This window comes from Hydrogenophaga sp. (genome assembly GCF_030158645.1).
In the GTDB taxonomy this organism is placed as follows: domain Bacteria; phylum Pseudomonadota; class Gammaproteobacteria; order Burkholderiales; family Burkholderiaceae_C; genus Hydrogenophaga.
The window spans coordinates 82,741-101,059 of the sequence record NZ_JAOASO010000162.1 but is presented as its reverse complement, the minus strand read 5'-3'; the positions used below and the strand labels follow the sequence as shown (position 1 = coordinate 101,059).

At 67.0% G+C, this 18,319-nt stretch carries 18 protein-coding genes; 6 read left to right on the top strand and 12 right to left on the bottom strand.

Going from position 1 to position 18,319, the window contains the following annotated elements:
• Together Q1W68_RS17775 and Q1W68_RS17770 are read left to right on the top strand one after the other, a co-directional pair.
• Positions 1–1,079: methylmalonyl-CoA mutase family protein (locus Q1W68_RS17775; RefSeq protein ID WP_300717206.1), on the top strand; the 1,079-nt coding region annotated here is incomplete at its 5' end.
• 31 nt (positions 1,080–1,110) lie between these two features.
• Entirely contained in the window at positions 1,111–1,992 is an 882-nt protein-coding gene (locus Q1W68_RS17770; RefSeq protein ID WP_300659056.1) for a diacylglycerol kinase family protein, read from the top strand.
• On the opposite strand, the gene Q1W68_RS17765 is transcribed toward Q1W68_RS17770, so the two are convergent.
• Both Q1W68_RS17765 and Q1W68_RS17760 read right to left on the bottom strand, forming a co-directional pair.
• Positions 1,989–3,071, bottom strand: coding sequence for a DUF6352 family protein (locus tag Q1W68_RS17765; protein WP_300659057.1), 1,083 nt, complete (start codon positions 3,069–3,071; stop codon positions 1,989–1,991). The two genes, Q1W68_RS17770 and Q1W68_RS17765, sit on opposite strands and share 4 nt — an antisense overlap.
• Positions 3,072–3,180: 109 nt before the next feature.
• Positions 3,181–4,449: a hypothetical protein gene (locus tag Q1W68_RS17760; RefSeq protein WP_300654806.1), complete on the bottom strand. Its 1,269-nt coding sequence runs from the start codon at positions 4,447–4,449 to the stop codon at positions 3,181–3,183.
• A gap of 236 nt (positions 4,450–4,685) precedes the next feature.
• Here Q1W68_RS17760 and rocF point away from each other — a divergent pair, with 236 nt between their 5' ends.
• On the top strand, positions 4,686–5,603 hold the full coding sequence (rocF, locus tag Q1W68_RS17755) for an arginase (protein WP_300654809.1): 918 nt from the start codon (positions 4,686–4,688) through the stop codon (positions 5,601–5,603).
• Here the strand turns inward: rocF and Q1W68_RS17750 are convergent, their stop codons facing one another.
• Positions 5,604–5,903, bottom strand: coding sequence for an antibiotic biosynthesis monooxygenase (locus tag Q1W68_RS17750; protein WP_300654812.1), 300 nt, complete (start codon positions 5,901–5,903; stop codon positions 5,604–5,606).
• Positions 5,848–7,548 (bottom strand): choline dehydrogenase, encoded by a 1,701-nt coding sequence (locus tag Q1W68_RS17745; protein WP_300654814.1) that lies wholly within the window; start codon positions 7,546–7,548, stop codon positions 5,848–5,850. Before Q1W68_RS17745 ends, Q1W68_RS17750 begins: the two co-directional genes overlap by 56 nt.
• A gap of 180 nt (positions 7,549–7,728) precedes the next feature.
• Between Q1W68_RS17745 and Q1W68_RS17740 the strand changes: the two genes are divergently transcribed.
• Positions 7,729–8,580: a 3-hydroxybutyryl-CoA dehydrogenase gene (locus Q1W68_RS17740; protein WP_300717205.1), complete on the top strand. Its 852-nt coding sequence runs from the start codon at positions 7,729–7,731 to the stop codon at positions 8,578–8,580.
• Positions 8,581–8,598: 18 nt separating this feature from the next.
• Here the strand turns inward: Q1W68_RS17740 and Q1W68_RS17735 are convergent, their stop codons facing one another.
• The 7 genes from Q1W68_RS17735 to Q1W68_RS17705 all read right to left on the bottom strand — a co-directional run bounded on the left by Q1W68_RS17735 (position 8,599) and on the right by Q1W68_RS17705 (position 14,541).
• Positions 8,599–9,057, bottom strand: a complete 459-nt coding sequence (locus Q1W68_RS17735) for a hypothetical protein (RefSeq protein WP_300654818.1) — start codon at positions 9,055–9,057, stop codon at positions 8,599–8,601.
• A 472-nt stretch (positions 9,058–9,529) separates the two neighbouring features.
• Positions 9,530–10,078, bottom strand: coding sequence for a hypothetical protein (locus tag Q1W68_RS17730; protein ID WP_300654823.1), 549 nt, complete (start codon positions 10,076–10,078; stop codon positions 9,530–9,532).
• 13 nt (positions 10,079–10,091) lie between these two features.
• Positions 10,092–10,724, bottom strand: a complete 633-nt coding sequence (locus Q1W68_RS17725) for a hypothetical protein (RefSeq protein WP_300654820.1) — start codon at positions 10,722–10,724, stop codon at positions 10,092–10,094.
• A gap of 23 nt (positions 10,725–10,747) precedes the next feature.
• Positions 10,748–11,614, bottom strand: coding sequence for a hypothetical protein (locus tag Q1W68_RS17720; protein WP_300654822.1), 867 nt, complete (start codon positions 11,612–11,614; stop codon positions 10,748–10,750).
• Between the two features lie 611 nt (positions 11,615–12,225).
• Positions 12,226–12,972: an SDR family NAD(P)-dependent oxidoreductase gene (locus Q1W68_RS17715; RefSeq protein ID WP_300717204.1), complete on the bottom strand. Its 747-nt coding sequence runs from the start codon at positions 12,970–12,972 to the stop codon at positions 12,226–12,228.
• A 7-nt stretch (positions 12,973–12,979) separates the two neighbouring features.
• On the bottom strand, positions 12,980–13,921 hold the full coding sequence (locus Q1W68_RS17710; protein WP_300717203.1) for a pyridoxamine 5'-phosphate oxidase family protein: 942 nt from the start codon (positions 13,919–13,921) through the stop codon (positions 12,980–12,982).
• Positions 13,918–14,541, bottom strand: a complete 624-nt coding sequence (locus Q1W68_RS17705; RefSeq protein WP_300662518.1) for a glutathione S-transferase family protein — start codon at positions 14,539–14,541, stop codon at positions 13,918–13,920. Before Q1W68_RS17705 ends, Q1W68_RS17710 begins: the two co-directional genes overlap by 4 nt.
• A gap of 101 nt (positions 14,542–14,642) precedes the next feature.
• Between Q1W68_RS17705 and Q1W68_RS17700 the strand changes: the two genes are divergently transcribed.
• Together Q1W68_RS17700 and gorA are read left to right on the top strand one after the other, a co-directional pair.
• A complete protein-coding gene (locus Q1W68_RS17700; RefSeq protein ID WP_300717202.1) occupies positions 14,643–15,545 on the top strand; it encodes a LysR family transcriptional regulator in 903 nt (300 codons plus the stop codon).
• Positions 15,542–16,951 (top strand): glutathione-disulfide reductase, encoded by a 1,410-nt coding sequence (gorA, locus tag Q1W68_RS17695; protein ID WP_300717201.1) that lies wholly within the window; start codon positions 15,542–15,544, stop codon positions 16,949–16,951. Before Q1W68_RS17700 ends, gorA begins: the two co-directional genes overlap by 4 nt.
• Positions 16,952–17,039: 88 nt before the next feature.
• Here the strand turns inward: gorA and Q1W68_RS17690 are convergent, their stop codons facing one another.
• Positions 17,040–18,281 (bottom strand): DUF4010 domain-containing protein, encoded by a 1,242-nt coding sequence (locus tag Q1W68_RS17690; RefSeq protein WP_300717200.1) that lies wholly within the window; start codon positions 18,279–18,281, stop codon positions 17,040–17,042.
• Positions 18,282–18,319 lie beyond the last annotated feature (38 nt).

The window sequence follows — 18,319 nt, the reverse complement described above, 5'->3', positions numbered from 1 at the left end:
TCCTGAAAGAAGACCAGGGCCAGAACACCTGCATCTTCTCCACCGAGTTCTCGCTCAAGGTGATGGGCGACATCGCCGAGTACTTCGTGCACCACGATGTGCGCAACTTCTACTCGGTGTCGATCTCGGGGTACCACATCGCGGAGGCCGGCGCCAACCCGATCAGCCAGCTCGCGTTCACGCTCTCCAACGGATTCACCTTTGTGGAGGCGTATCTGGCGCGTGGGATGCACATCGACGACTTTGCGCCCAACCTGTCGTTCTTCTTCAGCAACGGCATGGACCCGGAGTACACGGTGCTCGGCCGCGTGGCGCGGCGCATCTGGGCCGTGGCCCTGCGCGACCGGTATGGTGCGAACGAGCGCAGCCAGAAACTCAAATACCACGTGCAGACCAGCGGCCGCAGCCTGCACGCGCAGGAGATCCAGTTCAACGACATCCGCACCACGCTGCAGGCGCTGATCGCGATCTACGACAACTGCAACAGCCTGCACACCAACGCGTTTGACGAGGCCATCACCACGCCCACCGAAGACTCGGTGCGCCGCGCCATGGCGATCCAGCTCATCATCAACCGCGAGTGGGGCCTGGCCAAGAACGAGAACCCCAACCAGGGCGCCTTCATCATCGACGAGCTGACCGAGCTGGTGGAAGAAGCCGTGCTGCAGGAGTTCGAGAAGATCGCCGAGCGCGGCGGCGTGCTGGGCGCCATGGAAACCGGCTACCAGCGCGGCAAGATCCAGGACGAGTCGATGCACTACGAGATGCTCAAGCACACCGGCGAGTACCCGATCGTGGGCGTGAACACCTTCCGCAACCCGCACGGCGACGTGACGCCCGACACACTGGAGCTGGCCCGCTCCACGGACGATGAGAAACAAAGCCAGCTCAAGCGCCTGGCCGAGTTCCACGCCAAGCACGCGAGCGAATCGCCCGCCATGCTGCAACGCCTGAAACAGGCGGTGATTGAAAACGGCAATGTGTTCGAGGTGCTGATGCAGGCGGTGCGGGTGTGCTCGCTGGGCCAGATCACCTCGGCCCTGTTCGAGGTGGGCGGCCAGTACCGCCGCAACATGTGAGCGGGCGTTGAGGTCGGGTCCGCAGCGCTGCGTGCTGCTCAACCCGCACGCCCAGGGCGGGCGGGCGGCGGCCTGGTTGCCGCGGTTGCAGGCGGCCTTGCCGCCCGATGTGGTGCTGCACGCCCCGCGCGACCTGGTGGACGCCCTCGCCTTGCTGCAGACGCTGCCCGAACGCAGCCGCGTGGTGGCGGTGGGTGGCGACGGCACGCTCAACCGCTGGTTGCCCGCCGTGCTGCAGCGTGGCCACGAACTCGGCGTGGTGGCCATGGGCACCGGCAACGACGTGGCGCGTTCGCTCGGCCTGCACGGACGCGCACCACTGGCCTCGCTGGTCCACGCCCTCAACGCCGACCCGCGCCCGATGGACGTGGGCTGCGCCGAGTGGATGGACCCGCAGGGGCGCGAGTACCGGGTGCTGTTCCTCTCCAGCTTCACCGCCGGCTTTGATTCGGCGGTGGTGCTGCGCACCCTGAGCGGGCCGCGATGGCTCAGCGGCCTGCCGCGCTATGTGTGGGCCACGCTGGTCGAACTCGCCCACCTGCAGACCTGGCGACTTGATGTGATGGCCAACGGCAAACACCTGCACAGCGGCCCGGCCCTGTTCGCCTCCAGCCTGAACACGCCCACGTTCGGCAGCGGCATGCCGGCCACGCCCGCTGCACGCACCAACGACGGTCTGCTCAACCTGTTGCTGGCCGGGCGGTTCACCCGGCTGGGCGCGCTGGCCATGCTGCCGCGCTTGCTCACCGGCACCCACCTGGGCCACAGCCGCATCCGCACCCGCGCCTTCGACAGCCTCACGGTCAGCAGCGACCCCGACCTGCCGCTGGCGGCCGACGGGGAGTTTCTCGGCTATGCGCGACAGCTCAAGTTGAGCGTTTTGCCAAGCGCGCTGGCGGTGGTGGGCATCTAGATCGATCGCGCCAGCGGGAGATTGAGCAGCAGGTTCTGCGGCTTGATCTTCAGCAAGCCCTCGGCGTTCATGGCCAGGCCGAGATAGACCGGCTTGCCGCGCACATCCAGCTGCATGTCCTGGGGGTCGTCAAACGTCAGGCGAAAAAGGCTGATCAGACGCTGTTGCCGCTCGGGCTCCACCGCCACGCCCCGGTACAGGTCGTTGAGCAAAGCGGTGGACTCGGCGTCCAGCCCCAGGTGCCAGCGCCAGGCTTCATCATCCACCCGCGCCTCGGGCTGCACCTGCACCACCACACCGTGGAAATGCCGCACCCACCGCTGCAGCACCTGTGCCAGCGCCTTCAGGCCCGACTGCGAACGGTTCATGGTGAGCGTGAGGCCGTGCGAGAGCTCGCGCTGGATCTCGTGCGTGAGGTCGAGCACGAAGTTGAAGCGCCCCTGGCCCGCGCGGCTCAGCAAGTAGCGCGCGGCGTTGTCGTCACTCAACACCTCGATGTTCACCTCCGGAATGGCCGCGCCGCTCTGCATGAGCAACCGACCCACCGCACCCAGGCCACCGGTCTCGTTGAGCATGTCCAGCACCTCGCTGTCACCGCTGAGCACACGCCCGTCCTGCACGCGCACGCGCTGACGGCGAAACAGCATCTCGGCGGCGCGCCACTGCCACGCGTCGTCCGAGCCATCGAGCAGGTTGCACACCAGGGCCTGCACCACGAGGTCGAGGAACAGCGGCGGGATCTGCACCGAGCCCGCCTTGAAAAAGCCGGCGTAGGCCGATTCGAGCGAACCGGCCGCGATGACCGCGTCGCGAAAACCGAGGAACAGGCGGTGGTTGGCGCGCGCGTCATCGTCTTCGAACGCATCGAGCTCGTTGGAGGCCACGGCGCGTGTGGGCGACGCCATGAGCGAGGCGTGCAGCGCCTGCTCGGCGGCGCACGACTCCTCCACCAGCGCCAGCTCGGGTCGCTGCAACCACAGGCGCCAGTAATCGTCGGTCGGCACCAGCCAGCCGCGCGGGTTGCGCATCAGGTGGTCGAAGCCGCAGGGGGTCCACAGGGGAGAAGCTTGGGAAGGCATGGCAGGCACCCGCCGTGCGTGGGCGGGTTTCGCAGAAACACTGGGGGCCTGCATTGTCGTTCACGAGCACAAGCCCGCGCCGGCACAGGGCCGCCCAGCCAGGGCCTTCTCAGGGAGCCGACTGCAAGGCCCCCGCCTTGCGTGCGGCGCTCAGGGAACGCAGCTGAAACGGCCGGGGTGCGTCGCGCAGGTAGGACGCGTCCAACACGCCGCCCAGGTCCAGCAAAGCCTGCAAGTCGGCGTTGGGCCAGAAGTTCGGGCTGGTGATGTTGCTGGCACCGGGTATCTGGCTGGCCAGTCCATTGACATTGCCGCTCTGCACCGCGTTGCCGCTGGCGTAGGAACCCACCATCAGCGTCTGGTTGCCGGTGCCGGCGAAGAGGTTGGCCTTGAGCACCACCGACTGGGTGCCGGTGCGGATCTGCAGGAACGCGCCCCCGGAGCGGGTGATGGCCATCGTGTTGTGGGTGAGTTCCAGCGTGTTGGTGGTGTGCGTGAATCCCTCGGAGCCGTAGCTGATGGCGCTGGGGTTCTGCGCAGCGGGGCCTTTGTGGAAGAGGTTGCCACGCAGCACCACGCGCCCACCTTCGGCAAAGTCTGCCAGGTAGCTGGAGCTTCCGGTGGGTCCGTCCATGAAGTAGCTGTTCTCGATCACCGATTCGCGCGCACGGGTCTTGAGGTTGTGGCCCACCGTGGCTTCGTGGAAATAGCTGCCCGTCACCGTGAGACTGTCGATGCGCCCCACGTACAGGTTGTGGCCCAGGCCCCCGGCCACCACGCTGCGCGCGAACTCGGAGCCTTCGATCACCAGGCTGGTGCCGGCGGTGTTGTGCGTCAGGATGCCGTTTTCGTTGTCGAAGAAGCCGCTGTTGCGCACGCGCAGCCAGCCACCGTGCTCGGCGCGGATGCCGGCTCCGTTGCGGGAAGCCACCTTGGCATTGCGGAACTCGACGCTGTCGACGGTGACGTTGGTGCCCGCAATCACCCAGATGGCCTTGCCGCCCGCGCTGTTGCCGTCGGCAAACAAGCGCGCACGCCCACCAACGCCGCAGATGGTGAGGTTGTTGTGGCGCCAGGTGGCGACGTCTCCCCGGTAGTCGGCGGCCGCGATGCGGATCACGTCACCGTCGCGGGCCATGGCCGCGGCGGCGCTGGGCACGCTGTAGGTCTGGCCGGCACCCACGTTGAGCACCCGGCCGGTGGCCGCATCGCATGCCGTGCTGCCGGTGGGTATCGCAGCGGGTGTGACCACACTCGCTGGCTGGACCACCGCGGCAGTGGGGGGCGCAGCGGCTTCCGCACCGTCACCCCCGCCACCACAGGCGCTCAGCCCGAGGGCGGCGGAGAACAGACAAATGGAAAGGTTGGGCATGTTCATGGGGAAGGTGGCTCGTGTTGCAGGGAGGAGCAACGCAGTCTGGGTGACGCGCCGTTCGCCATTGCGACAGGAGGTTTGCTGATGTAACGATGGCGGCTCGCTCTGGACACGCCAGCGCCCGGCCATCGCACGCCACGGCGCACGGCATTCGGACACAGCTCATACCAACGGATACGCAGGCCTGCCACCCTGCGCGCCGGCACCTCGGGAGCCACCATCTCAAGCAGAATGGTGCCATGCAGAAAAACATCAGTCTCATCGGCGTGCCCACCGACATCGGTGCCGGCGCACGCGGCGCCTCCATGGGTCCCGAAGCCCTGCGCGTGGCGGGTCTCGCCAGCGTGCTGGCGGGCCACGGCCTTCACGTGATCGACCGCGGCAACCTGAGCGGCCCGGCCAACCCCTGGCAGCCGCCCACCGACGGTTACCGCCACCTGCCCGAGGTGGCGGCCTGGAACGAAACCCTGCACCACGCGGTGCACGCCGAACTGGCGCTGGGCCGCCTGCCCATCGTGCTCGGGGGCGACCACTGCCTGGGCCTGGGCTCCATCAGCGCGGTGGCGCGCCACTGCCGGGACACCGGCAAACAGCTGCGCGTGTTGTGGCTCGACGCCCACGCCGACTTCAACACCGCCGCGCTCACCCCCAGCGGCAACATTCACGGCATGCCGGTGGCGCTGCTGTGCGGCCACGGACCGGCGCTGCTGACCGGCATCGGCGGCACCACGCCGGCCATCGATGCGAGTGTGGTGCGCCAGATCGGCATCCGCAGCGTCGACGCCGGCGAAAAGCGCATGGTGCACGAGGAAGGGCTGGAGGTGTTCGACATGCGCTACATCGACGAGAAGGGCATGCGCCACACCATGGAACAGGCGCTCGCCGGGATGGACGACAACACCCACCTGCACGTGAGTTTCGACGTGGACTTCCTCGACCCGGACATCGCACCCGGTGTGGGCACCACGGTGCCCGGCGGCCCGACCTACCGAGAAGCGCAGCTGTGCATGGAAATGATCGCGGACACCGGACGCATGGCATCGATGGACGTGATGGAACTCAACCCGGCACTCGACGTGCGCAACCGCACGGCGGTGCTGGCGGTGGACCTGATCGAAAGCCTGTTCGGCAAGTCGACCCTGATGCGCAAGGCCTGATCAGCTCTTGCCGACCAATTCCAGGTGTTCGACCACCGGTGGTTGGGCGAAGAACGGACCGACGATGGCGCGCCACTGGGGGAAGAGGTCGGAGCCGCGAAAGCCCACGGTGTGGTCTTCCAGCGTGTCCCAGTAAATCATCAGCAGATAACGACCCGGCGTCTCGATGCTGCGGTTGACCTTGTAGCCCTTGAAGCCTTGGGCATGGGCAATGACCGTGGTCACGCCTTGAACGATGGCCTCCTCAAACGCCGAGCGCTTGAGGGGATCGATGCGGATATCCGCGTGTTCGAGAATCATGGTGGGGTTCCTGTTGAGACAGCGCAGCAAGGCGGTCCGCCCGCATCATATCGACCGCCTTCTCGGCCATCATGATCACCGGCGCGTTGGTGTTGCCACCCACCACCGCCGGCATCACCGATGCGTCCACCACCCGCAAACCCGCCACGCCGTGCACCCGCAGACGGGCGTCCACCACGTCGTTCGGGCCCGGGCCCATGCGACACGTGCCCACCGGGTGGTAGATGGTGTCTGCATGGTTGCGCACGAACTGCTCGATCTCCGCATCGCTCTGGGCCAGCGCGGAAGTGGCCGACTCGGAGCCACCGTACCGCGTCAGGGCCGGTTGCTGCAACAGCTCGCGCATCACCTTGAAGCCGCGCACCAGGCGCGCGGTGTCGTCGGGGTCTTGCAGGAACGCGGGATCGATGAGCGGCGCCACCTGCGGGTCGGCACTGGCCAGGCGCAGGCTGCCGCGGCTCTTGGGGCGCAGCAGGCACACATGGCATGAATAGCCGTTGCCCAGCACCGACTTGCGCCCGTGGTCCACCAGCTTGCCCACCACAAAGTGCAATTGCAGGTCGGGAATCGCCTCGTCGGGCGAACTCTTGATGAAGCCCCCGGCCTCGGCAAAGTTGGTGGTGAGCATGCCGCTGCGCTGGCGCCGCCATTCGAAGATGCCGCGCACCGCTTTCCACAACCCACCCGGCGTGAGGCCCAGCAACGCCTTCACCTTGGGCGCGTTGACCACGATCACCACGTCCACGTGGTCGTGCAGGTTCGCGCCCACGCCGGGCAGGTCCAGCACCGGCTCGATGCCGTGCTCGCGCAAATGCGCGGCCGGCCCCAGGCCCGAGAGCATGAGCAACTGCGGCGAGCCGAAGGCCCCGGCACTCAGCACCACCTCGCCACCGGGCTTGAGGCGCAGGGTCTGCATGGGCCCGCGACCGCCGTTGCTGCGGTATTCGACGCCCACTGCGCGCGGCGCCGGACCGTCGGCGTCCATCACCACCCGGGTGGTGAGTGCGTTCGTGATCACCTGCAGGTTGGACCGCTGCAGGTGCGGCGTGAGGTAGGCCTTGGCGGCGCTGAAGCGTTCGCCGTTCTTGTGCGTGACCTGGTAGGCGCCCACACCTTCTTGCTCCGCCCCGTTGAAGTCGGTGTTGTGCCGCTGGCCCGCCTGCTGACCGGCTTCGATGAACGACGCGAGGAAGGGGTTGGGGCTGCGCAGATCCATCACGTTGAGCGGGCCGCCCTGGCCGTGCAGGGTGTCGGCGCCACGCTCGTTGTGCTCGGCGCGTTTGAAATACGGCAGCACATCGGCGTACGACCAGCCTGGGTTGCCCTGCGCGGCCCAGCCGTCGTAATCGGCCGCGTGGCCGCGCGCGTAGATCATGGCGTTGATCGAGCTGGAACCGCCCAGCACCTTGCCGCGCGGCTGGTAGCCGCGCCGGCCGTTCAAGCCGGGCTGTGGCGTGGTGTTGTAACCCCAGCCGTTCATTTCGAACTTGGCGATCACCGCCAGACCGGCCGGGCAGTGGATCAACACGCTGCGGTCGGGCGGGCCGGCTTCGATCAGGGCCACGCGAATGGCAGGGTCTTCGCTCAGGCGGCCGGCCAGCACGCTGCCGGCCGAGCCGCCGCCAACGATGATGTAGTCGAACATGGTGTGTCTCCGTCGTGTTGTGGCGCCCGTCAAACCGTGCGCGACAATCCAGCAGCAAGTTAGCACAGGGGCCACAGCCCAGGTAGGCTGCGGCGCCTAGGAAACTGCCTCCGGCGACGCCATCGCGACGCCGGGAAAACCCCCACACCCATCACCTTCATCCGCAGGAGAAATCACGTCATGAACAGCATCCAGACCGTCGGCATCATCGGCTCGGGCACCATGGGCAACGGCATCGCGCAAGCCTGCGCCACCAGCGGCATCCGCGTGGTCATGGTCGACATCGCGCAGGCCGCCGTCGACAAGGGCCTGGCCACCGTGGCCGGCAGCCTGGACCGTTTGATCAAGAAGGAAAAGATCACTGCCGCCGACAAGGACCAGGCGCTGTCGCTCATCACCGGCTCCACGAGCTACGACGATCTCAAAGGCGCGCAACTCGTCATCGAAGCGGCTACGGAGAGCGAAGGCCTCAAGGTCAAGATCCTGCAGCAGCTCGACGGCCTGCTCGCCGCCGACGTGATCGTGGCGACCAACACCAGCTCGATCAGCATCACCAAGCTGGCCGCCGCCACGAAACGCCCCGACCGCTTCATCGGCATGCACTTCTTCAACCCCGTGCCCATGATGGCGCTGGTGGAGATCATCCGCGGCCTGCAGACCAGCGACGCCACGCACGACGCGGTGAAAGCCCTGGCGCTGGCGCTGGGCAAAACGCCGATCACGGTGAAGAACGCGCCCGGCTTTGTGGTCAACCGCATCCTGGTGCCCATGATCAACGAGGCCTTCTTCGTGCTGGCCGAAGGCCTGGCCACGCCGGAAGACATCGACGCCGGCATGAAGCTCGGCACCAACCAGCCCATCGGCCCGCTGGCGCTGGCCGACATGATCGGCCTGGACGTGTGCCTGGCCGTGATGAACGTCTACGTGGCCGAGTACAACGACAGCAAATACCGCCCGGCGCCCTTGCTCAAGGAAATGGTCGCGGCTGGGTGGCTCGGTCGCAAGACCGGGCGTGGCGTGTACACGTACTGACCCCCCGTACACACGAGTTCAGTCTTCGCAGACCTTTCCCTCAGGGTACGTGGTGGTTGTGCCATGAAGTGCTCCCAGGTAGGCCATGTAACGATCGGCCCGCTCGGGGGTGTTGGCGGTGATGGCTTCGATCTTGAGGGCGATGGCATGGCCAGCGCGTCGTACCTTGCTGTGCTGCTCCAAAGGAACACCCCTCTCTGCCATTTCTAACATGCATGCGGTGGATGCCATGCTGGCATCGGACAGTGCCAGCAGAGCGACGCGGTCATTGAGACCAATCGTCAGCGCCTTTTGCTGTACACGCGCGACTTGTCGCGTGGCCCTCTTCATCGCATCGCTCACTGGCAACGCAGTGATGTAGGCATCAATGTCGTCTCGAATGCCATTGCTGTCAGCATCTGGCCCGGGAATGCTGGAGGATCGGTCAAGCGCGGGCAACTCGCCGGCACTTTCCAACTCTGCCAGTTGCTCTTTCATGCCGCGCTCCGCAGTTGGAGCTGTTGGCGATTCGGACGATTTGCCTCCACCACAGGCCGTAAGTGCCAGCACAGCGATCGACAGGCAAAGCCATCGGGCGATGTGCCTGCGGGATGCGGCGGTGGGTTGATTGGTTTTGCTTCTGGAATGCATCGGGCGGCCCCTGGTGGTTGGCGGTTTAAAGCGCGTCCAGCGCTTCGGCGATGAGCTGGCGGATCTGGGCGCGCAGCGGGCGGGTATCGTCGAGGTAGGTATCGAGCGGCTTGTGGCCGGAGGGGTCTTTGCAGTCGAGAGACAGGACGGACCAGGTAAGCGTCGTAGGTAGCGTTGACGAACAGGTTGCCTTGCGAATGGGTCAAAAGCACCGCCCGATCGACCCACTGGCCGGCGGCGATGAGTTGTGCGATGTGCCCGGCCGTGTCCTGCGCGGTGGGTGGGTTCTAGGCTAGCGCAGTGCTGTTGCGCCAGCACCCTATTCGTCTTCACAGGCCTTTCCTTCAGGGTAGGTGGTGGTGGTGCCATGAAGGGCTCGCATGTAGGCCATGTAGCGATCTGCTCGCTCGGGAGTGTTGGCGGTGATGGCTTCAATCTTCAGCGTGATGGCGTATCCATCGATGCTCGCCTTGTTTCGCTGAACCGCTGGTAATCCGGCCTCGGCCGTTTGCGACATGCACGCTGTGGATGCCATGCTGGCGTCTGACAGCGCAAGCAGAGTGATTTGGTCGTTGAGGTCGATCGTCAACGCCTTTTGTTGCACACGTGCAACTTGTCGCGTCGCCTTCTTCATCGCATCGCTCACAGGAAGCGCGACTATGTAGGCATCGATGTCGTCACGAATGCCATTGCGGTCGGTGTCCAGCCCGGCGATGTCGGTGGATCGGTCGAGCACGGGCAATTCGCCCCGGCGCTCCAGGTCTTCCAGCTGCTGCTTCATGCCGGGCTCGCTGGCCGCGGTCGGTGCCGATGCGGGTGCGGCCGTTTTCTCGCCGTCGCAAGCCATAAGGGCTACGGCCAGCAGCATCAGCACGGCCGACTTATTCGTCTTCACACACCTTGCCCTCCGGGTAGGTGGTCGTGGTGCCGTGCAGCGCACGCATGTAGGCCATGTAGCGCTCGGCGCGCTCGGGGGTGTTGGCGGTGATGGCTTCGATCTTGAGAGCGATCGCATGCCCGTCTCGTCGCACTCTGATGTGTTGCTCCAATGGCAACCCGGCCTCCACGGTCTCCGACATGCACGCCGTGGACGCCATGCTGGCATCGGACAGCGCCAGCAGTGCACCCCGGTCATTGAGGTCAATCAACAACGATTTCTGCTGCACACGGGCCACCTGGCGTGACGCCTTCTTGACCGCCTCATTCACCGGCAACGCCGCGATGTAAGCGTCGATGTCGTCGCGGATGCCGTTGCGATCGGTGTCCGGCCCGGCGATGTCGGTGGATCGGTCGAGCGCCGGCAATTCGCCCCGGCGCTCCAGGTCTTCCAGCTGCTGCTTCATGCCGGGCTCGCTGGCCGCGCTCGCGCCTGAGGTTGGTGCGGCTGCTGGCGTCGCAGTATTGCCGCCGCACGCGGCCAGCGCCAGGCTCAGCGCCAGGGCTGTCAGGTGCGCACACCGCTGGCGTGTGGCACGGATCAATGGAAGCGACTCTCGGTTGAATTGGGGTTGCATGGGCAGGCTCCTGGTGGCGGGTGTCACAGCGCGTCCAGCGCGTCGGTGACAAGTTGGCGGATGCGGGCGCGCAGCGGGCGGGCCTCGTCGAGGTAGGTGTCTAGCAGCTTGTGGCCAGAGGGGTCTTTTTTATCGAAGGACAGGGTCGCGTTGGACACGGGCAGATAGGTGCCATCGACACGGCGCAGACCGTTGATGACCAAGTCGGTGTTGGCCAGCACGTAGGGGCCCCGCAGTGTGGGCGAAGCGGGGGCAATGTGCACCACCTTGGCGGCAACGTAACCGGTGTCTTCCCCCACCAGCGCACCGGCCTGGCGCGAGTGGGCCAGGAAAGCGTCGTAGGCAGCGTTGACGAACAGGTTGCCTTGTGAGTGGGCCACCAGCACCGCACGCTCGGCTCGCTGACCAGCACGAACAAGTCGCGCGGTGTGCCCAGCGGTGTCTTGCGCGGTGGGCGGGTTCTCAAGCAGCGCGGTGCTGAGTGCGGTGATCTTGGCCAGCACCGCGTTGCCCAGTGCGTCGAACCAGTTGGCCAGCGCGTTGTCGGCGCGCACCACGCGGGCCACCAGGCGCTGGGTGAAGGAGCCGGCCTGGGTGTGCTGGCCGGTCACCTGCTCCCAGAAGTACTCCCAGCGCCGGCCCAGCAGGCCGTCGATTTCGGCACTGCGCTGGCGGAACACCTCGGCCACGTCCTGCAGGCACGCGCCACCGGTGACGCTCTTGCAACTCTGGTTGTAGAACAGCTCGTAGCGGATGGGTGCGCCGCGCCAGTCGGGGCCGAGAAAGCTCTGCTTCTTCATTTCCTCCAGCGATTGCTCAGCCTCTCTTTTCGTGTTCCACACCCCGTTGAAGAAGCCCAGCAGGTGGGCCATGGTGTAACAAACGGGCATGGACTGGTCTGTGTGAAAGTGGGACTCACGGTTGTCCCTGAGCTGATAGACGGTGGCGGGACCTCCGCCGTGGGGCCACGTGCGGTACACATCCTCAACCACCCGGTAAGGATGGCCAACCAGCCTCCGCACCGCTGGGTTGGACGGCCACGCTTCGTAGACGGGCTGGCCTTGCGGATCGAGCAGGCGGCTGCGCAGCACCATCAAGTCGAACCACCACCCGCGCGTGTCCCCACACGCGTCCTGCTCTACCTGGTCGTCGATGCCGCAGGCAAGGAGTCGAACAAAGCAGTCACCCACTGGGTCTGGTGACGTGCATTCGAACCGATGCCTGTCAACGACGGTCCGCTGCTCTGGCCTCGGTGGATAGCGGTAATTGGTTTCGATGGACTGCCGTTCCGACACCTCTGCGTTGAGGCATATCTGATTGGGCAGGGCTTGTGCGGCAAGGCCGCCGACATGGAACACACACAACAACATCAGCCATTCTTGGGCTCTCATCGCTTTCTCCCTCACAGGTTGTGGGCCAACGCCACCTGCAAAAGGATAGACAACCGCAGAACTCCATACCCCCAGGGGGCACCGCGCCCAGACCGGTCAGGAAGCACCGCTTACCAGGGAATGGGCAGTCCCTTGTGATCGAAGAACTGCCCGCTGCTGCCGGCCGGCAGCGTGTCGATGACGGCCAGCAGATCGCTCGCGGCCTCATGGGCGGGGCGCACCTGCAAGCCGGTCTTGGCGAACGGCTGCGACAAACCCGTGTCCACCGTGCCCGGGTGCAGCGCCACACACAGGGCTTCCTTGTTGCGCCGCGCCAGTTCAATGGCCGAGGTGTGCACCAGCTGGTTGAGCGCGGCCTTGGACGCGCGGTAGGCGTACCAGCCGCCGAGCGCGTTGTCACCGATGCTGCCCACGCGCGCCGAGAGAAAGGCCGCCACGCAGCAGCCCTGTCTGGGCAGCAGCGGCAGACAGTGGCGCACCACCAGCGCCGGGCCGATCGCGTTGATCAGGAAGTTGTGTTGCAGCGCATCGGCGTTCAGGTGTTGCCATGAACGCTCGGGCTCGGCGTTATGGCCACCCGCCGTTTGGCCATGCAAGAAGCCGGTGGCCACGATCAGGCGCACCAGCGGCAAGTCCGTCTCAACCAAGCGCGCGGCCACGTGCTGTGCACAGGCGGCCACCGTTGCTTCATCGGTGTAATCCAGCGCGGGCTGCGTGCGCCGGCCCAGTGCCAGCACCTCAAAACCTTGCGCCTGCAAACCGGCCACCAGCGCTGCGCCAATACCGCCTGTGCCGCCGATCACCACCGCCATGCCAGCGGGTTTTGGGGAGGGTTTGGGCGGTGGGGCAAACGTCATCCAACGATTATCGGGATGGCCAATAACCCGTGCCGGCGAGGTGCGGCGATCGCTCGGCCGGCCCCCAGCGCAGCGGCAGGCCGCCTTGCACGTGGACCACCTGCGTGACCTCCATCCGCAGCAGGCGCTGCGCACCCGCAAAGCTGGCGAGCTCGGCACCGTCCCACACCACGCTGGCGCGGGCCGCCAGGTAGAGCCGGTCGCCGCGCTCGAAGTCCATGAACAGCAGACCCGCCAGCGGCTGCACCGCGATGTTGCCCAGCGTGTTGAAAAACTGGTTGCCCACGAAGTCGGGCACGGTGAGGCGCTGGCCTTCGACTTTCACAAACCCCGGTGCGCCGCCGCGGTGCGACACGTCCACCCCATGGCGCGCCTCGGTCGCTGCAGCGGCTTGGGGGTGGGCGGTGGCGATAAAGAAGGTGTCGGCCGTGCGGATCATGTCGCGCGCGGCTTCGTCCAGCGCCGCCCCCTGGTGAATCACTTGAGTGGCAGACGCGTCCGGCGTCCACGACGGTTCACGCGCCTGGATGTACTTGGGACAGTTGCCAAAGCTCTGACCCACCTCGACCACCAGCGCACCGTCTTGCAGGTGCGCCGTGCCGTTCATGCGGTTGCGCCGGCGCGTGTGCGGCTGCATGCCGAGCAGGCCCAGCGCGGCGCCTTCGTGCAGCGTGCGTTGCAGGGGGTCGTGCGGCAACGGCTGCGCGCGGATGTGCAGGTGCGTGGGATCGGGCGCGTGCATGAAGCCCGGCGCACCCGCGAGCACGCTGGCCCAAGGCTGTCCCTGGTTGTCCATGCTGCCCACCACCACAAAAGGCAGCAGGCCGAAGAACTCGCGGTGCTGATCGGGCATGTGGTCGCGCATCACGCGCGGGCCGATCTGCGCCATCTGCGCCTGCACGCCGGCGCGCGCCTGCAAGGCTTGTTCACCCGGGTGAAACGCGCTCATGCTTCCAAACCCACGGGCGACTTGACCATGGGCACAAAGCCCGGCAGCGCCTCGATGCGCGCCAGCCAGCCACGGATGGCGGGCCAGGGTTGCAGCGACACCAGGCCCTCGGGTGCGCGCGCCACGTAGGCGTAGTGCGCCACGTCGGCCAGCGTGGCGCGATCGCCCACCAGAAACGGCGTGCGCCCGAGCTCCGACTCCATCAAACCGAACAGGGCTTCGGCGCGAGCGATCGCATCCTTCGGGTCGGTCGGCAACTTGAACAGCTGCACCACGCGGGCGGCGGCCGGACCAAAGGCCAGCGGGCCGGCGGCCAGCGACAGCCAGCGCTGCACGCGCGCCGCGCCCACCGGATCGCGCGGCAGCCACTCGCCCGGCGCATGGCGGGCCTCCAGGTAGACCAGGATGGCGTTCGAATCGGCCAGCGTCAGCTCGCCGTCGCGCAGCACCGGGATCTGGCCCAGCGGGTTCATGGCGAGGAACCCGGGCGACTTGTGCTGCTTCTGCGCGAGGTCGACGTCGATGCTCTCAAAGGGCAGGCCGAGCAGCGAGAGAAAGAGTTCGACGCGGTGGCAATGGCCCGAGACGGCGTTGCGATACAGCTGGAGGGTGGGCTTCATGGGGGCTCCTGGGTTGGGGTGGTGCGATCTTCTTTGCTGCGAGCCGATTCACCAATGCCCCCTGACGCACATGACTGCTCCACAAATCGGTTTAATGGCGCATGGACAAATTCCGCGCCATGGACACCTTTGTGCAGATCGCCGACGCCGGCAGCCTCACGGCAGCGGCCTGGGCCATGGGCGCGTCACTGCCCGCCGTGGTGCGTCTGCTCGCGGCCTACGAGGCCGATCTCGGTGTGCGCCTGTTCAACCGCACCACGCGCCGCATCTCGCTCACCGAGGAAGGCCGGCGCCACCTGGAGAGCTGCCGCCAGCTGCTGGCCGCGGTGAAAGACGCCGAGGCCGAGTTGAAGGACGACGCCGCCGAGCCCACCGGCCACCTCACCATCACCGCACCGGTGCTGTTCGGCCAGATGCACGTGGCACCCATCGTCACGCGCTTTGTGCAGCAGCACCGCCAGATACGCTGCCGCGTGATGCTGGTGGACCGGGTGGTGAACCTGCTGGAGGAAGGCATCGATGTGGGCATCCGCATCGGCCAGCTGGAGGACTCCAGCCTCGTCGCTCTGCCCCTGGGCGACATGCGTCGGGTGGTGGTGGCCAGTCCGGCGTTTCTGCGCGAGCACGGCCGACCCAGCCACCCCAACGACCTGCTGGCGGCCAACTGCGTGCGCGTGGCCGACCACACGCCCACCTGGGGCACGTTTCGCGACGGGAGCAAACGCCTCAAGCTCAGCGTGAGTGGCAACCTCGAGTTCAACCACATCGCCCCGGCCGTGCAGGCGTGCGCGGCGGGCTCGGGTTTCGGCCAATTCCTCTGGTACCAGGTCGCGCCGCAGCTGAAAAACGGAGAATTGCAGACCGTGCTGGAGGACTTTGAAGACGCGCCCCGCCCGATCCATGTGGTCTACCCCCACGCCCGCCTGCTGCCCACGCGCACGCGGGCCTTCATCGATTTCATCCGCCAGGAACTCAAGGGCTTTGCGCCCGGGAACACACCATGACCAACCCAACTTTTGACTTTGACCTTTTCGTGATCGGCGGTGGCAGCGGCGGCGTGCGCGCCGCGCGCATGGCGGCACAACGCGGCGCGCGCGTGGCGCTGGCCGAGGTGCTGGGCACCGACGGCCTGGGCGGCACCTGCGTGAACGTGGGCTGCATCCCCAAAAAGCTCTACAGCTACGCGGCGCACTACGGCGAGGGCTTTGAGGAATCACACGGCTTCGGCTGGGAGGGTGAAAAGCCCACACTGAACTGGAGCACCCTCAAAGCCAACCGCGCGAAAGAGATCACGCGCCTCAATGGCGTCTACGGCAACCTGTTGCGCGGCTCGGGCGTCACCGTGTTCGACGCCTTCGCGCGCATCACCGGCCCGCACGGCATCGCCCTGGCCACGCTCAACGCCGATGGCTCTGCGGGCCACCAGGCCTTCACCGCGAAACACATCCTGATCGCCACCGGCGGCACACCGCACGTGCCGCATTTTGTGGGGCGCGAACACGCCATCACCTCCAACGACATCTTCGACCTGGAGCCCTTTCCCCAGCGCCTGCTGGTGGTGGGCGGCGGCTACATCGCCAGCGAGTTCGCCTCGATCTTCAACGGCCTGGGCTCGAAAGTCACCCAGCTCTACCGGGGCGAACAGATCCTGCGCGGCTTCGATGACGAGATCCGCCACTTTGTGGCGGGCGAGATGCGCAAAGCCGGTGTGGACCTGCGCCTGAACGCCGACGTGGTCGACATACGAAAAACCGCCGACGGCCTGCGCGTGGAGTGCGAAGGCGGGGGCGTGGTGATGGCCGACGCGGTGCTCTACGCCACTGGGCGTGTGCCCAACGTGAAAGACCTCGGTCTTGAGGCGGTGGGCGTTGCCCAGGGCGCGCAGGGCGAGGTGGTGGTGGACGCGCACTACCGCACCAACGTGCCCTCGATCTTCGCCGTGGGCGACGTGACCAACCGCGTGCAGCTCACACCGGTGGCGCTCGGCGAAGCCATGGTGGTGGTGGACCAGCTGTTTGGCCCCGCCGCCGGCAAACCGCCGCGCGACATGAGCTACGAGTTCATCCCCACCGCCGTGTTCACCCACCCGAGCATCGGCACCGTAGGCTTGAGCGAACAAGCGGCGCGCGAAAAGTTTGGCGCCATCACCATCTTCCGCAGCGAGTTCAAGGCGCTCAAGCACACGCTCTCGGGCAGCACCGAGCGCACGCTCATGAAGCTGGTGGTGGACACCGCGAGCGACCGGGTGGTGGGCCTGCACATGGTGGGCGCCGAAGCGGGCGAGATCGTGCAGGGCTTTGCGGTGGCCATGAAAGCGGGCGCGACCAAGGCGGTGTTCGACAGCACCATCGGCATCCACCCCACCGCGGCCGAAGAGTTCGTGACCATGCGCGAACCCGTCAAGACCTGAAGAAGATTCCGTTCACCCTGAGCTTGGCCTGTCCTGAGCTTGTCGAAGGATCGAAGGGTTCACCCATCTGTGCGCCTGAAGCCCTTCCTCAAAGCACCCAGAGCAAGCCCATCACCAGCGCCGTGTGCGCCCACAGCCCCGGCAAGAACCAGAGCGCGTAAGACGGCCCGCCCACCAGCGCAGCGGTCACGCTCTTGCTCAGGGCGTGCACCGCCAGCGCCCCCATCACCGCCTGGTGGCCAATGGGCGCGGGCAGGCCCGTGTTGAAGACCGCGGCCAGCGCCGAGTGCAGATCGGCCAGCGCACCCAGCAGGCTGCCCACGATGAGGCCCGCCTCGCCCAGCCACAGCGTGAGCACGTGCACCAGCACCTGAATGCCCGCCAGCAAAGCCGCCACCGCCACAGCGCCCTTCAGGCTGAACATGCGTTCGTCTGGTTCCACCGCCACAGGCGCCGCTTCGGCCGGCGCGCCGCGCACCAGCCAGAAGCCCCAGGCCAGCGCCAGCACCGCGCCGCCCAGCGCCGGCAGCGCCAGGTGCGCCAGCCATGCCGGCTGCACAGCCGCCGCCACCAGCAGGAGCTGCAGCAGCGTCGACACACAGCTGAGCAGCGCGCCGCCCGCCATCAGCCGCGCGCCACTGCGGCCTTCGCGCACGGCCAGGCCGAGCGTGGCGATGGTGGCCGTGCTCGACACAAAGCCCGAAGCCAAGGCCGAGAGCGCCACCGCGTGCCGCGCCTGCAGCAGCCGGCGCGCCAGGTGGGCCGCGGCCTGCACCCCCAACAGCAAGGCGAGCAATTGCACGATGACGTGCGGGTTGAGCGTGTTGCCCCAGAGGGGCCGGTCGGGCACCAGCGGCAAGGCCAGCAGCACCAGCGCCGCCAGCACGATGCCGTCGCGCACCTCGGCCGGCCGCAACCACTGGCGCGCAAACCCGTGCAGGCGCTCGCGCCCGGCCAGCATGGCGGTGAGCCCCACCGCCAGACCGGCGGCCAGCGGCAGGCTCCAGTGGCACAACACGCCGATGAGGTAGGTGAGCAACAGCGCCACCTCGGTGGTCACGCCGGGATCGTCGGAGCGGTCGCGCCAGTAGGCCACCACGGCCAGCGCGGCGACGAACACCGCACCCGCCACGACCACACCGTCGATCTGCGTGAGCGCCGCGGCCGCGCCGGTGACGCAGGCCAGTGCAAAGGTGCGCAAACCCGCCAGCGCCCTGCCCGGCCCCTCGCCCTTGCGGCGCTCGCGCTCGATGCCGATCAGCAGGCCACAGCCCAGCGCCGCGGCCAGCGTGGCGGCAGCCTGGGGTAAATCGGTGGGGGCCAGGGTCATGGTGTCATGCGGCGTCAACGGTGCAGAGCCACAATAAG